The organism is Pseudomonas sp. PSB18 (assembly GCF_014596565.1).
In the GTDB taxonomy this organism is placed as follows: Bacteria; Pseudomonadota; Gammaproteobacteria; order Pseudomonadales; family Pseudomonadaceae; genus Aquipseudomonas.
The window spans coordinates 144,857-158,932 of the sequence record NZ_NOIN01000006.1; the positions used below are offsets into that span (position 1 = coordinate 144,857).

General features: G+C 63.0%; 13 protein-coding genes. 7 read left to right on the plus strand and 6 right to left on the minus strand.

Annotation, left to right across the window (positions count from 1 at the left end):
• Positions 1–145 precede the first annotated feature (145 nt).
• A complete protein-coding gene (locus CGA22_RS15885; protein WP_041020297.1) occupies positions 146–1,225 on the minus strand; it encodes a sugar phosphate isomerase/epimerase family protein in 1,080 nt (359 codons plus the stop codon).
• Positions 1,222–2,397 carry a Gfo/Idh/MocA family protein gene (locus tag CGA22_RS15890; RefSeq protein WP_041020298.1) on the minus strand — a complete coding sequence of 392 codons (1,176 nt, stop codon included), beginning with the start codon at positions 2,395–2,397 and terminating at the stop codon, positions 1,222–1,224. The genes CGA22_RS15885 and CGA22_RS15890 overlap by 4 nt, the downstream gene beginning before the upstream one ends.
• A gap of 179 nt (positions 2,398–2,576) precedes the next feature.
• Here CGA22_RS15890 and CGA22_RS15895 point away from each other — a divergent pair, with 179 nt between their 5' ends.
• From CGA22_RS15895 to CGA22_RS15910, 4 genes are all read left to right on the plus strand, one after another.
• Positions 2,577–3,602 (plus strand): LacI family DNA-binding transcriptional regulator, encoded by a 1,026-nt coding sequence (locus CGA22_RS15895; protein ID WP_041020302.1) that lies wholly within the window; start codon positions 2,577–2,579, stop codon positions 3,600–3,602.
• A gap of 102 nt (positions 3,603–3,704) precedes the next feature.
• Complete coding sequence (locus CGA22_RS15900; RefSeq protein ID WP_041020299.1) at positions 3,705–4,655, plus strand: TAXI family TRAP transporter solute-binding subunit; 951 nt, start codon at positions 3,705–3,707, stop codon at positions 4,653–4,655.
• Between the two features lie 76 nt (positions 4,656–4,731).
• Positions 4,732–6,759 carry a TRAP transporter permease gene (locus tag CGA22_RS15905; protein ID WP_041020300.1) on the plus strand — a complete coding sequence of 676 codons (2,028 nt, stop codon included), beginning with the start codon at positions 4,732–4,734 and terminating at the stop codon, positions 6,757–6,759.
• On the plus strand, positions 6,756–7,142 hold the full coding sequence (locus CGA22_RS15910) for a DUF1850 domain-containing protein (protein WP_188258644.1): 387 nt from the start codon (positions 6,756–6,758) through the stop codon (positions 7,140–7,142). The genes CGA22_RS15905 and CGA22_RS15910 overlap by 4 nt, the downstream gene beginning before the upstream one ends.
• 73 nt (positions 7,143–7,215) lie before the next feature.
• Here CGA22_RS15910 and CGA22_RS15915 read toward each other — a convergent pair whose 3' ends face one another.
• Positions 7,216–8,307, minus strand: a complete 1,092-nt coding sequence (locus CGA22_RS15915; RefSeq protein WP_188258645.1) for an SMP-30/gluconolactonase/LRE family protein — start codon at positions 8,305–8,307, stop codon at positions 7,216–7,218.
• A gap of 279 nt (positions 8,308–8,586) precedes the next feature.
• Between CGA22_RS15915 and CGA22_RS15920 the strand changes: the two genes are divergently transcribed.
• Entirely contained in the window at positions 8,587–9,558 is a 972-nt protein-coding gene (locus tag CGA22_RS15920; RefSeq protein ID WP_041023681.1) for an EamA family transporter, read from the plus strand.
• Positions 9,559–9,723: 165 nt separating this feature from the next.
• On the plus strand, positions 9,724–10,584 hold the full coding sequence (locus CGA22_RS15925; RefSeq protein ID WP_041023682.1) for a CAP domain-containing protein: 861 nt from the start codon (positions 9,724–9,726) through the stop codon (positions 10,582–10,584).
• A 68-nt stretch (positions 10,585–10,652) separates the two neighbouring features.
• Here the strand turns inward: CGA22_RS15925 and CGA22_RS15930 are convergent, their stop codons facing one another.
• Positions 10,653–11,186, minus strand: coding sequence for a cysteine hydrolase family protein (locus tag CGA22_RS15930; protein WP_041023683.1), 534 nt, complete (start codon positions 11,184–11,186; stop codon positions 10,653–10,655).
• Between the two features lie 69 nt (positions 11,187–11,255).
• Positions 11,256–12,983, minus strand: a complete 1,728-nt coding sequence (gene ggt, locus CGA22_RS15935) for a gamma-glutamyltransferase (RefSeq protein WP_041023684.1) — start codon at positions 12,981–12,983, stop codon at positions 11,256–11,258.
• 131 nt (positions 12,984–13,114) lie between these two features.
• Here ggt and CGA22_RS15940 point away from each other — a divergent pair, with 131 nt between their 5' ends.
• Entirely contained in the window at positions 13,115–13,540 is a 426-nt protein-coding gene (locus CGA22_RS15940; RefSeq protein ID WP_041023685.1) for a GNAT family N-acetyltransferase, read from the plus strand.
• A 180-nt stretch (positions 13,541–13,720) separates the two neighbouring features.
• Here CGA22_RS15940 and CGA22_RS15945 read toward each other — a convergent pair whose 3' ends face one another.
• Positions 13,721–14,071, minus strand: a complete 351-nt coding sequence (locus tag CGA22_RS15945; protein ID WP_041023686.1) for a hypothetical protein — start codon at positions 14,069–14,071, stop codon at positions 13,721–13,723.
• Between the last annotated feature and the right edge of the window lie 5 nt (positions 14,072–14,076).

Consider the following 14,076-nt stretch of genomic DNA (forward strand, 5'->3'; position numbering starts at 1 on the left):
GCACTTTGTGGACAGGGGACTCTTGTGGGAGCAAGGCTTGCCCGCGATGCAGGCGCCTCATTCTCCCTAAGGACCTCGTCGGCTTTATCGCGGGCAAGCCTTGCTCCCACAATGAACTCCCTTGCCACAGTTTTTTTGGTTTCGGTTACCTCGGCAGCCCCAGCAACCGCCGATTGGACGCCTCATCCGCCGTCACCCCGGCAAAATCATCGAACGCCTTGCGGCTCTTGTTGATCATGTGCCGCTCGATGAACGCCGCCCCTTCAGCGGCGCCCTGTTGTGAATCCTTCAGGCAACACTCCCACTCCAGCACCGCCCAGCCGCTGAAGTCGTACTGGGTCAACTTGCTGAAGATCGATTTGAAATCGATCTGCCCATCGCCCAGGGAGCGGAACCGGCCGGGGCGCTCCACCCAGCCTTGGTAGCCGCCGTACACACCGGAGCGGGCATCGGGGCGGAACTCGGCGTCCTTGACGTGGAACATGCGGATGCGCGCGTGGTAGCGGTCGATGAAACCCAGGTAGTCCATCTGTTGCAGCAATAGGTGGCTGGGGTCGTAGAGAATGGCGGCTCGTGGGTGATGATCGACCGCTTCCAGGAAGCGCTCGAACGAGGCGCCGTCATGGAGGTCTTCGCCGGGATGGATTTCGTAGCACAAGTCCACGCCGGCCGCCTCGAAGCAATCGAGAATCGGCAACCAGCGTCGGGCCAGCTCGGCGAACCCTTGCTCGACGAGCCCGCTCGGGCGTTGGGGCCACGGGTACATGTACGGCCACAACAGCGCGCCGGAAAACGTCGCATGGGCATTGAGCCCCAAGCGTTGGCTGGCCCGGGCCGCCAGTTTGAGCTGCTCGATGGCCCACTCGGTCCGGGCCTGAGGTTGGCCACGCAAGTGGACCGGGGCGAAGTCGTCGAACAGCGCATCGAACGCCGGGTGCACCGCCACCAGTTGGCCTTGCAGGTGCGTCGACAGTTCGCTGATCTCGACCCCGGCCTCTGCGCAGATGGCCTTGAGTTCATCGCAATAGGCCTGGCTGTCGGCGGCCCGGGCCAGGTCGATGTAACGCGTACCCAGGGTCGGCAACTGAATGGCTTTGTACCCTTGTGAAGCGGCCCACCGGGCGATGTTCGCCAAGGTGTCGAACGGCGCCTCATCGGACATGAACTGGGCCAGGAAGATAGCCGGCCCGCGCAGGCCGCTCGGCGTTTGATCGGCGGTATTCACAACAGCGATTCTCCGGTTTGCAGCGCGGTCCACTTCGCCTCGCCACGATGATTGATAAGGGCGGCCTCGATGAACGCCATGCCGCGCAAACCGGTTTCGATGCCAGGTACGCCAGGCGCATCGGGGCCCTCGATCCGTCCGCGAATGGCACGGGCGAAATCGCCGTAAAGGTTGGCCATGGCTTCCAGGTAACCCTCGGGGTGCCCTGCCGGCAGGCGCATGCGGCGTGTCGCGGCCTCGCACAACCACGGCTGGCCGACGCCGCAACGCAGGATGCTCAGGGGTTGGTCGAGGGCACGATGGATCAGGCTCGACGGTTCCTCCTGGCGCCACTCCAAGGCGCCCTTGTCGCCGTAGACGCGGATCTTCAGAGGGTTCTCTTCACCGGCGCAGACCTGACTGGCAATCAACACGCCACTGGCGCCGTCACTCATGCGCAACAGCATCGCGACGTCGTCGTCCAACTGCCGGCCTGGAATGTGGGTGCCCAACGCCGCACAGAGCTGTTCGACATGCTGTCCGGTCACGAACTCCGCCAGGGAAAACGCATGGGTGCCGATGTCACCAATGCAGCCGCCCAGGCCGGACTGCTCGGGGTCATCGCGCCAACCGGCCTGCTTGTTGCCCTGCCCGGCGACGTCCTGGCTGAGCCAGCCCTGGGGATACTCCACCAGCACTTTGCGCACGGCGCCGATCACGCCGGTGCGCACCATCTCCCGCGCCTGCCAGACCATGGGATACCCCAGGTACGTGTGGGCCAGGCCATACAGAGAGTCGCTGCCGTCCAGCACATCCTTGAGCGCGAGCAACTCACGCAGGTTCAACGCCGCAGGCTTTTCGCTGAACACATGAAAGCCAGCCTTCAACGCCCGACCGGCAATCGGCGCGTGCAGATGATTGGGCGTCACGATGACCAGCAACTCCATGCGCCGGTCCGCAGGCAACGCCGCTTCGGCGTCCAACAGTTGCTGCCAATCGCTGTAGCAGCGGGAAGCGGCCAGCCCCAGGGCTGCGCCGGTTTGCCGGTTGTTGCGGGCGTCGCGACTGAACGCCCCACACACCAACTCGAACCCGCCATCCAGGCCCGCGGCCTGACGATGGGCCTGGCCGATGAAAGCGCCCTCTCCGCCGCCCACGAAACCCAGTCTTATTTTCGGTGCTACAGGACTCATCACGATTCTCTCAGGCCAGGGCTGATGACAATGTAACCGGTTACATCACAGCGGAATCTAGGCGCAGTTTCGCGACGTGTCAAACCCGACCGTCTTCATGCAGGGACGTTTGTGAGGCAACCAACCTGCGGTAAGCTCCCCTTCGTGCCGCTATGTTCCGGCGCTCGATCGAGGTGCTTTTGTCCAATATCCGTGAAGTGGCCAGGCTGGCCGGCGTGTCGGTGGCTACGGTTTCCAGAACGCTCAAATCTCCCGAACGGGTCCTGCCCGAGACGCGGGACAAGGTCAACGCGGCGGTGGAACAGGCCGGCTACCGGCCGAACCTGATGGCCGTGCAATTCCGCTCCCGGCGCACCGGCAACCTGGTGATCCTGGTGCCGACCATCGCCAATACGTTCTTTGCCCGGGTCATCAGCGGTGCCCAGCAGTCCGCCCAGGCGGCGGGTTATCGGCTGTTGTTGTGCGACACCCAGGGCCAGGCTGAAGTCGAGCAGGAGTTCGCCGCGCTGGTCTATGCGCACCAGGCCGACGGCGTGATCCAATTGCGGGCAAGCAATCCTTTCGCGTCACTTCCTCCCGGCGCCGAAGCCCTGCCGCTGGTCAACGCCTGCGAAGTGCTCAAGGATGCCGACTATCCCACCATCAGTCTCGACAACCGCGCCGCCGCCCAGGCCATGACCGAATACCTGATCGGCCTAGGTCACCGCCGCATCGGCATCATCAAGGGCCCCCGCAGCAGCCCCCTGACCCTGGACCGCGTGGCCGGCTACGAGGATGCCTTGCGCCAGGCCGGCCTGGCGGTCGACCCAGGCTTGATCTGCCACGGCGACTTCACCTTGAGTGCCGGGTACGACGGAGCCGGTGCGATGCTGGCGCTGGCCGAGCGCCCCAGCGCGCTGTTCTGCGAAAACGACGAGATGGCCATCGGCGCCCTCAAGCGCATCAAGGAGGCGGGGTTGCGGGTGCCCGAGGATATTTCCCTGGTGGGCTTCGACGACATTCCGTTCGCGGCGTATTGCGATCCGCCCCTGACCACTATTGCGCAGCCTGCCGAGACCTTTGGCCGCAGGGCTGTAGAGATGCTGATCGCGCTGATCGAAAAAACGCCCGTCGCCGAACGGCATGTGACGTTGCCGTTTGAGTTGACCGTGCGGGGTAGCAGCGCCGCACCCGGCTCAGCGCCTTCGGGGGATGAAGAAAAGTGACGCCCCATTCCCGTTGATGCGCTATTGATTCCTACCTGCCGGTCCGTTTCGACTACAGTGGAAAGACTCTGCATAAAGCCATAACAAGACGGAGAGTCTTCCATGCGAGTCAACAAGCGCTTTACCCTTCTGGCCGCCGCGGCAGCCTTGGTGGTCACGACCACGGCCCAGGCAGCTCCGGTGTACATCAACATTCTGACGGGGGGCACCAGTGGGGTCTATTACCCGATCGGGGTCGGGCTGTCGCAGATCTACAGCACCGGCATCAAGGACGCCAAGACCTCGGTGCAAGCCACCAAGGCGTCGGTGGAAAACCTGAACCTGCTGCAGGCCGGGCGCGGAGAGTTGGCCCTCGCACTGGGCGACTCGGTGGCTGACGCCAAGAATGGCGTGGAAGATGCCGGCTTCAAGACCCCCCTGACCAAACTGCGCGCCATCGCCGGCGCCTACCCCAATTACATCCAGATCGTTGCCAGCCAGGAGTCGGGCATCAAGACGCTGGCCGATCTCAAGGGCAAATCCATTTCCGTGGGGGCGGCAAAATCCGGCACCGAGCTGAACGCGCGGGCCATTCTCAAGGCAGCGGGACTGAACTACAGCGACATGAAGGTTCAGTACCTGCCCTTCGCCGAATCGGTGGACCTGATCAAGAACCGTCAACTGGACGCCACGCTCCAGTCTTCGGGGCTGGGGATGGCGGCGATCCGCGACCTGGCCTCGACCATGCCACTGAACTACGTGTCGATCCCGACGGAGGTAGTGACAAAAATCGGCAACCCGGCCTACCAGAGTACAAGTATTCCGGCCAATACCTATGACGGCCAGGCCGAAGCCGTGCCCACCGTGGCAATCACCAACATCCTGGTCACCCGTGAAGACGTTTCGGACGAAGTGGCCTACCAGATGACCAAGCTGCTATTCGAAAACCTCCCCCGTCTAGGCAGCGCCCACTCCGCAGCCAAAGACATCACACTGGATAAAGCCGCGAAAAACTTGCCTATCCCCCTCCATTCCGGTGCCGAGCGCTACTACAAGGAAGCCGGCGCCCTGTAAGCCGATCCGGCGCGGCGGTGACCGTCGCCGCGCCCTTGCGGTTCGCACCTTCGATGCAGGCAAGAGGACATCCTTGATGAGTGAGATTCAGCCCGGCATTCCCGCCGACCCTCGGGATTGGCCCAGAACACTGTTCTACGTGGCGCTGCTGTTTTCAGTATTCCAGATCGTCACCGCTGCATTCGCCCCAGTCTCCAGCCAGGTATTGCGTGCCGTGCACGTGGGCTTCCTGTTGTGGGTGGTGTTCCTGAGTTATCCCGCCCACGGCACAGGTCGCCCCTGGCAGCCACTGGCTTGGGTGTTGTCCCTGGCCGGCGTAACTACGGCCCTGTACCAATGGGTATTTGAAGCCGACCTGATCCAGCGTTCCGGTGACCTGACCGATACGGACCTCATCGTCGGTATCGTGCTGATCGTATTGGTGTTCGAGGCAGCCCGACGGGTGATGGGCATTGCGCTGCCGTTGATCTGCGGTCTGTTCCTGGCCTACGGGCTGTTCGGCGAATACCTGCCAGGCGACCTGGCCCATCGCGGCTACGGCTTCGATCAGATCGTCAATCAACTGTCCTTCGGTACCGAGGGGCTGTACGGTACGCCGACCTACGTGTCGGCCACCTACATTTTCCTGTTCATTCTGTTCGGCGCCTTCCTCGAAAAGGCCGGCATGATCAAGCTGTTTACCGACTTTGCCATGGGCCTGTTCGGCCACAAGCTCGGCGGCCCGGCCAAAGTCGCCGTCGCCTCCTCTGCGTTGATGGGGACCATTACCGGCTCCGGCATTGCCAACGTGGTGACCACCGGGCAATTCACCATCCCGTTGATGAAGCGCTTCGGCTACAAAGCCGCGTTCGCCGGCGGCGTGGAAGCCACCTCCAGCATGGGCAGCCAATTGATGCCGCCGATCATGGGTGCCGTGGCGTTCATCATGGCCGAGACCATCAACGTGCCGTTCGTTGAAGTCGCCAAGGCTGCCTTGATTCCCGCGTGCCTGTACTTCGGCTCGGTGTTCTGGATGGTTCATCTCGAAGCCAAGCGCTCCAACCTCAAGGGATTACCCAAGGACCAGTGCCCCAGCGCGCTGGGCGCCGTGAAAGACAACTGGTACTTGCTGATCCCGCTCGCGGTGCTGATCTACCTGCTGTTTTCCGGGCGCACGCCGCTTTTTTCCGGCATGGTGGGACTGGCGCTCACCGCCATCGTGATCCTCGGCTCGGCGATCATCCTGCGCGTGTCGAACTTTGCCCTGCGCTGCGCCTTCTGGATCGCCCTGGGTATCCTGTGCGTGGGGTTTTTCCAGCTGGGCATCGGCGTCATCTTTGCGGTCATCGCGGTGCTGGTCCTTCTTTGCTGGTTCATCAAAGGCGCACGGGAAACCCTGACGATTTGCCTCGATGCACTGGTGGACGGCGCGCGGCATGCGGTTCCTGTAGGGATTGCCTGTGCCCTGGTCGGCATCATCATTGGCGTGGTGTCGCTGACCGGGGTGGCGTCGACCTTCGCCGGCTACATCCTGGCCATCGGCAAGGACAACCTGTTGCTGTCATTGATCCTGACGATGCTCACCTGTCTGGTGCTCGGCATGGGCATCCCGACTATTCCCAACTACATCATCACCAGCTCGATCGCCGCGCCCGCCCTGCTGGAACTGGGCGTACCGCTGATCGTGTCCCATATGTTCGTGTTCTATTTCGGCATCCTCGCCGATCTGACGCCACCGGTGGCGCTGGCTTGCTTCGCGGCTGCCCCCATTGCCAGGGAAACCGGCCTGAAAATCAGCTTCTGGGCCGTGCGCATCGCACTGGCCGGCTTCGTCATTCCGTTCATGGCGGTCTATAACCCGGCACTGATGCTTCAGGGTGACAATCTGTGGATGACCGCTTACATGCTGATCAAGACGATGCTCGCCGTCGGACTCTGGGGCATGGCGTCCACCGGCCATCTGCAACAGAGGATGCCGATCTGGGAGCGCCTGCTGTGTTTTGCCGCAGGCGCCTTGCTGGTCGTCGCGTTGCCGCTGACCGATGAGATTGGCTTCGTGCTGGCGGGGCTGTTGATTTTCCAGCACCTATGGCGCTCGCGGCGCATCGGACGGGCCCTGGCGTGATCGGTTTATGCCTGGGCCTGGCCGGTGTGGCCTGGGCCCAGCTTCCCCTCCATGATTTCACGCTGGCGTGGAATCACACCATCGAGAAAATCCGCTGGGAGGAAGACTACCGTGTTACCCGGCAAGGGCTGGTTCTGGGTGAGGCCAGGGTCAAAGGCAACGGCGCCGGCATGGACATTCCCGACGGTGCCTGGCTGAAAAACGGTAGCTGGCACTACCTGCGCCAACTGCCGCCCCTGCAACCACTGAGACTGGGCCGTACACCCCAGGCTGGCGATTATCAGCTGTGTCTGAATGGACACTGCCAGCCAATGAGCCATTGGCTGGGGCCGCCTGCGGCAGATCGGCCATTCGTCGAATTATGGAGTTGTGACCCGTCCTGAGCCAACCCACTGCGGCGAGGCTTTTCAGCCCTCGCCACAGTGAGCGACGCGGCTCGCTGTCCAAGCCATTCAATCAGCTGAATGTGGCGCCTCGGGTATTCACGAACAGCGAATACAGCGAATGGCTGCCGGCCATGAACAAGCGATTACCCTCCCGCCCGCCGAAGCAGATATTGGGGCAGCGTTCCGGCAGGGAAATGTGCCCGATGGCCTTGCCTTCCGGGTTGAACACCCGTACACCATCAAGCTTTTCCAGGTCAGCCTTGGGGTCGCCGTTGCCGCCCCAACCGCACCAGAGGTTGCCGCTTTCGTCGCACTTGATGCCATCGATGGCGGCGTAGTCCAGGCCTTCGATGTGCTTGCGCCGCTCACCCAGCGAACCGTCGTCTTTAACCGTGATTGCCCAGATCAGCCGGTTGGGCTTGGCCCTGCCTTCCACCACATAGAGAATCTTCTCGTCCGGGGAGAAACACAGGCCGTTCGGCCCCGCCAGGTCATCGATCACCCGGCTGACCTTGCCGGTTTCGCCATCGATACGGTACACCGCGTGTGGCTGGGACGGCGTGACCTTGTGGCCCTCGTAGTTGTTGCCGGTTTGAAACGGCGGGTCGGTAAACCAGACCGAACCGTCGCGCTTGCACACGATATCGTTGGGCGAATTGAAAGGCTTGCCCTCGAAACTGTCGGCCAGCACCGTGATGGTGCCGTTGTGTTCGGTACGGGTGACGCGCCGTCCCTCGTTCGAGGTGGTGGAGCCTTCGCACACCAGCAACCGCCCCTGGCGATCACGGCACATGCCGTTGGAGAAATTGGAGTTTTCGCGATACACCGACAGGCCGCCGGTAATCTCATCCCAACGCACAATGCGGTTGTTGGGGATGTCGCTGACCAGCAGGTAGCGGCCGTCACCCACCCACACCGGCCCTTCGGCCCAGCGCAGGCCCGTGGCAAGTTTTTCCACGCTGGCGTTGAAGATACGCAGGTCCATGAAGCTGGGGTCGAGAAGGTTGATCAGCGGGTCCGGGTAACGCTGGCTCAACGGCTCGGCCTGGGCGAGCCCGGGCAGATTCCCGAGGCTGGCGGCAGCCGCCGAGACCACCAGGGATTTTTTCAGGAATACCCGACGGCCTTGGTCGGCGGGGCTTGTCAGTTGCGAAATCTCCATCGTGCGTCTCTCCGTTAATTATTATTGGACGGGACGACAGTTTTACTACGTGATAAGACATCGTACAAGAATGTCATTTACTCGCCGTTGAAAGAATACGAACGAGCGAGCGCTCAAGGCAGCCTTATGCGAAGTTCTATAGAGGTCTACGACCTTTTCACCACTTGTCTCAATGGACAAGATACGGTAAAAATTCCGACACGTTGTACGACAACAATAACTAAAAATCTACCGCCGGCCCCCCTCGCTTCGGCGGGCGTTCATTTGAGAAATCCTGCCATGGCCCGCTCCACCGCCGCATCGGACACCCCCGCCCCGTTTCCACGTCACCTCGCCGTGCTCATCCTGCTGTGCATGGGGTGTGCCTTCGCCGGCAACCATGTCGCGGCGCGAGTGGCGTTCGATGACGGTGCCGGTGTGCTGCTGGCGATCCTGATGCGCTCGGGTGGGACGCTGCTGGTCCTGGCCTTGATGGTGCTGTGGCAGCGCCAGAGGCTGCGCCTTCCACCGGGCGCCTGGCGTTGGCAGTTGCTGCTTGGACTGTTGATCGGCACGCAAAGCCTGTGTCTATACTCGGCCGTGGCGAGGGTTCCGGTGGCGCTGGCACTGCTGGTGGGCAATGTGTTCCCGATTCTGCTCGCACTACTGACCTGGGCATTGGGTGGCCCCCGCCCCACTACCCGCACCGCCGCGCTCATGGGGATGATACTGGTGGGCCTGGTCTTCGTGCTGGAGGTGCCAGCCCGGTTATCGTCCGAACAGAGCGTCGGCCCGCAATGGCTGCTGGGCGTCGGCCTGGCTTTCTGCGCGGCCTGTACGTTCGCTTGCGCGTTGTGGATCACCGATCACAAGCTGTCTCAGGTACGCGGCTCGGTGCGCAGCCTGCTGACGATCTTCATTGTGTTCAGCAGCGTCAACCTCGCCGGCCTGAGCGGTGCCCTCCCCGGCGGCTTCAACCTGCCGGCCACCAGCACCGGCTGGTTGGCCCTGGCCACCCTGATGACACTCTACGGCACCGGGTTTATCGTGCTGTTCATGTCCGTGCCGCGCCTGGACATGCCGCGCAATGCCCCGGTGATGAACGTCGAACCGCTGGCCACCCTGCTGATCGGCTGGCTGGTGCTGGACCAGATGCTCAGCCCTGGCCAGGTGCTCGGCGGCGCTATCGTGGTGGCCGGGATCGTGCTGTTGACCTATCGCAAGGTCGAACGGGTCAAGGCGCCCGTGGCCGGAGCGCCTGGGCACAACTGAACTCGCATCTGTGGCGAGGGGTTTATGTGCCCCTCTGAAACTTGTCTTCAAACCCACAGTCCTACCCCAGCCGTGAACACCTCGCCATCCTGTGCGAAGCGCTTCGCGGCTGATCGGCGCCAGGCCTGGCGCCCTCGCAACTCCCCCTCTTGAGCCGTCCGCCCCATGCGCCACCCTGTTCGCTCTTGCCGTCTCGCTTCGCTTTGCCTGCTCGCCCTGCTGCCCTTATTCGCCAGCCCTGCCCACGCCCGAGGCGAGGGGCAACTGGTGGCCGCCATCAACGACTACCGCAGCCAGTCCCGCCGCTGCGAATGGCGCACGGTCCGGGCCTCTCCGCCCTTGGTGCTGCGCTCGCGCCTGGCCTTGCCGATCGGCTTCCGTGACGGTTTGCGGGAAACCTTGAAAGATGCCGGCTATCGAGCCCAAGCCGTGCGCAGCATCCGCCTGACGGATGCGCGGGATGCCGAAGAGGCTTTCGACATGTTGGCAGACGAGCACTGCGACGCCTTGCTGGACAACCAGTACGCCGACATCGGCGTCAACCGGGTCGGTGATGAGTGGCGAGTGGTGCTGGCACAGCCCATGGGCGGTGCACCGGTCGGCGACACTTCATCGATCGGCAAGGCACTGCTGGCCCAGGTCAACGCGGCAAGGGCCAAGTCCCGTGTGTGTGGTCGCCAACGCTTTGCCGCCGCCCGGCCACTGAGCTGGAACGCCGCACTCGGGTCGGCCGCCCTGGGACACAGCCAGGCAATGGCCCACGGCAACTATTTCGCCCACCGCGACCCCGACGGCCGCTCCGTCGCCGACCGGGCCAAGGGCGCCGGCTACCGTGGCCGCAAGTTCGGCGAAAACATCGCCGCCGGCCAAGGCTCGCCGAACCAGGCCATGCAAGACTGGATCGCCAGTCCCGGACATTGCGCCAACCTGATGAACCCGATGTTCACGCAAGTGGGCGCCGCCTCCGCCAGCGACTCACGCAGCGATGCGGGGGTGTACTGGACGATGGTATTCGGGGCGCCTTGAGCGAGTGCGAACACCCTCTCTCGTAGCGTTGTGGCAAGGAGCTTGCTCCCCACACAGGTTGATATCGCTTACAGACGGACCTCAGCCGCCGGCACCACATCAATCCGCGACACCGCGCTGCTCAGGCGTCCCAACCGATCATTGTGGTTGGCGATGATCTGCTCCGCCGCCAGGCTGCCGTTGTCCACCGTGGTATGGGCATCGGCGGCCAGGACCACTTCATACCCGAGGGTGTGGGCCTGGCGCACCGTGGCGTTGACGCAATAGTCGGTCTGCATGCCGCAGATCACCAGGCGGTCGATGCTCCGGGCCTGCAGCAACGACAGCAGGTCCGTCTGGTAGAACGCGTCTGGCGTGGTCTTGCGCACCCGCAGATCGTCCGCAGCGGTCAACAGGCCGTCGGCCAGTTGCCAGGCTGCCGAACCGTATACCAGCGAACCTTGCAGTTCTTCGTGTTGGACCAGGATCACCGGCAGGCCTAGAGCCCTGGCCCGGGCGCTGAGGTCGTTGATGGTCCCGATGACGCGCTGGCTCTCGAAACATTCTTCTTCACCGGTGCACAGGGCGCTCTGGACATCGATGATCAGCAAAGCGGTGCTCATGGTTTTCCTCTTCAAAACAGTGATAAACGGCCTGGGGGCTGCCGAAGTCTGCCGCAGCCCCCCCTCGGCTTAATAGCCCAACGATAACCCCGTGTTGCGACGCGGATCGTTGGCCCCGTAGAACCGATTCTTGCCCACCGGCTTCCCACCCAGCGACGGGGCGCCCACCAGAATGGCGGCAATGTGATTGGGGTCCTGGGGACCTGCGAACTTATGCCCCCAGCTTTCCAGGATCTTTTGCGTGTCGGGGCTGGCGGCGAAGGTTTCCAGGTTGGTCTGTTCGGGCATCCATTGCTGGTGGAAGCGCGGTGCGTCGACGGCTTCCTGCAGGTTCATGCCGTAGTCGATCACATTGAGGATGGTCAGCAAGGTCGCAGTGATGATCCGGCTGCCGCCCGGCGTCCCCACCACCATGACGGTCTTGCCGTCCTTGGTGACGATGGTTGGGCTCATGGACGACAACGGTGCCTTGCCCGGCGCGATGGCGTTGGCCTCTCCCTGCACCAGGCCATACATGTTGGGGACGCCGATCTTGGCGGTGAAATCGTCCATTTCGTCGTTGAGGATCACCCCGGTCTTGCTCGCCATGACGCCCGCGCCGAACCAGTCGTTGAGGGTGTAGGTGACGGAGACGGCGTTGCCCCACTTGTCGACGATGGAGTAGTGGGTGGTGTTGCTGCCTTCGTGAGGCGCCACACCGGGCTTGATCGCGTGCGAGTCACCGGCCTTTTGCGGTTCGATGGCGGCCCGCAGTTTCGCGGCGTAGCTTTTGTCCAGCAGATGGTCGATGGGGTTCTGCACGAAGTCCGGGTCACCCAGGTAGCTGTTGCGATCCACATAAGCATGGCGCATGGCTTCGATCTGGTAGTGCATGCCCTGGGCCGAATGGAAGCCCAACTCCTTCATCGGATAGCCGTCGAGGATGTTCATGATCTGGCACAGCACCACGCCGCCGGAACTGGGCGGCGGCGCCGAGACGATGTGGTAGCCGCGATAGTCGCACTCCACCGGCGCCAGCTCACGGGTCTTGTACTTGTCCAGGTCGGCCTGGGTGATGATGCCTTTATTGGCCTGGCTGGAGGTGACGAGGGCATCGGCGACCCAACCCTTGTAGAAGCCATCGGCGCCCTTGGTGGAGATTTCCCGCAGGGTCCTGGCGAGGTCTTTCTGCACCAGCTTCTGGCCGACCTGCATCGGCTCGCCGTTGTGCAGGAAGATCGAACCCGAGTCACGCATGTCCTTCTTGAACACGTCAGTGGCCGTCTCCAGCAGGTCGACGTCGCCCTGCTCCAGGGTAAAACCGTCCTCGGCGAGGCGAATGGCCGGGGCGATCAGCTCGGCCCGGGGTTTGCTGCCGTACTTCTTCAGCGCCAGCTCCATGCCAGACACGGTGCCGGGCACACCCACCGCCAGGTGCCCACGGGTGCTGAGATCGGGGACGACGTTGCCGTCCTTGTCCAGGTACATGTCCGCCGTGGCGGCCAACGGCGCTTTTTCGCGGAAATCCAGGAAAGTCTTGCGCCCGTCGGCCAGTTGCAGGGTCATGAAACCACCGCCCCCCAGGTTCCCCGCCGCCGGGTACACCACCGCCAGGGCATACCCCACCGCCACCGCCGCATCCACGGCATTGCCGCCGTTCTTGAGCACATCGACGCCCACATGGGTCGCCAGGTGCTGGGCGGTGACCACCATGCCGTTCTCGGCGGCGACCGGAGCCTGGGACGCGGCCTGCACGTAAAAGCAACTGAGGGTCAGGGATGTCGCAACCAGGGTCCGGGTCAAGGATTCGAACTTCATGAGTCGCTCTCTTCTTGTTTTGGAAATCCCAGGAAGTATGGCCCGGTTTGCGAAATACGCCCGTTCGCTGCCGGACGGTCTTTTGGGGTAGGCTCATGCCGTTCATCCTCCCCGCAATAAGGACATCGCCGATGACGCTGCGAATCGAACGTACCGACGCTCCCACCGACGAAGAGCGCCAGGCCATCCTGGCGCCGCTGCGCGCCTACAACACCGCCAAGACCGGCGGCACGGTGCCGGAACTGGTCGCCTGGCTGGTTCGGGACGAACACAGCAATGAAATCCTGGGCGGGCTCTACGGTCGGGTGTTTTTCCGCTGGTTCTATATCGAGTTGTTGGTGGTGCCGGAACAGGCCCGCGGCCAAGGCACCGGGTCGGCATTGATGCGCAAGGCCGAAGAACTGGCCAGGGAGAAGAACTGCGTCGGCATCTGGCTGGACACGTTCGACTTCCAGGCGCCGGAGTTCTACCGCAAACACGGCTTCACGGACATCGGCCAGATCGACGATTACCCACCGGGGCACCAGCACTTCTTCCTTCAGAAGCGCCTGACTTGAAACACACATCCCATGGGAGCGGGCTTGCTCGTGAACGCGGTCTGCCTGTCAACACTGTGGTCGATTGATCCACCGCCATCGCGAGCAGGCTCGCTCCCACATGGGTTCCGGACTGGCCGCAAGATCTCTATCCACCACCAATCCCTGTGGGAGCGAGCCTGCTCGCGATGCTCTACCGGCCTACAGGCAAGTCGCCAACGCCGCCAACCGGCGCTTGGCCATGAAGTCGTCGTGCTTGGCGTAGTAGTTCAACGTCGTACCGGTAGCGCCGGTTTCCAGGTCGACAAAGGATTCAGCGGAGCGGGTGTACACCGTCGAGCCGCCTTTCTTGTTTGGTTGCAGGTAAGCCCCGGCATCGACGCCGAACACCGTTTCGTCCTGCCAGGAAAACTGCACGCACTGGGCCACGACCTGTTCCGGCTTGTCCGAGGCCAGCGTCTTGTAAGGCGCCTGGGTCCGGGCCTGGTTCATCGCCGAACCCGCGCAGCCGGCCAGCAAGGTGGCGGCCAGGGCCACCGTCAGCATTCGCATTGCGT

Coding starts and splice junctions, on each gene's coding strand:
- ggt (WP_041023684.1), bottom strand. CDS start 12,983: ATGAAGTTCGAATCCTTGACCCGGACCCTGGTTGCGACATCCCTGACC.
- CGA22_RS15930 (WP_041023683.1), bottom strand. CDS start 11,186: ATGAGCACCGCTTTGCTGATCATCGATGTCCAGAGCGCCCTGTGCACC.
- CGA22_RS15940 (WP_041023685.1), top strand. CDS start 13,115: ATGACGCTGCGAATCGAACGTACCGACGCTCCCACCGACGAAGAGCGC.
- CGA22_RS15900 (WP_041020299.1), top strand. CDS start 3,705: ATGCGAGTCAACAAGCGCTTTACCCTTCTGGCCGCCGCGGCAGCCTTG.
- CGA22_RS15890 (WP_041020298.1), bottom strand. CDS start 2,397: ATGAGTCCTGTAGCACCGAAAATAAGACTGGGTTTCGTGGGCGGCGGA.
- CGA22_RS15925 (WP_041023682.1), top strand. CDS start 9,724: ATGCGCCACCCTGTTCGCTCTTGCCGTCTCGCTTCGCTTTGCCTGCTC.
- CGA22_RS15905 (WP_041020300.1), top strand. CDS start 4,732: ATGAGTGAGATTCAGCCCGGCATTCCCGCCGACCCTCGGGATTGGCCC.
- CGA22_RS15945 (WP_041023686.1), bottom strand. CDS start 14,071: ATGCGAATGCTGACGGTGGCCCTGGCCGCCACCTTGCTGGCCGGCTGC.
- CGA22_RS15920 (WP_041023681.1), top strand. CDS start 8,587: ATGGCCCGCTCCACCGCCGCATCGGACACCCCCGCCCCGTTTCCACGT.
- CGA22_RS15915 (WP_188258645.1), bottom strand. CDS start 8,307: ATGGAGATTTCGCAACTGACAAGCCCCGCCGACCAAGGCCGTCGGGTA.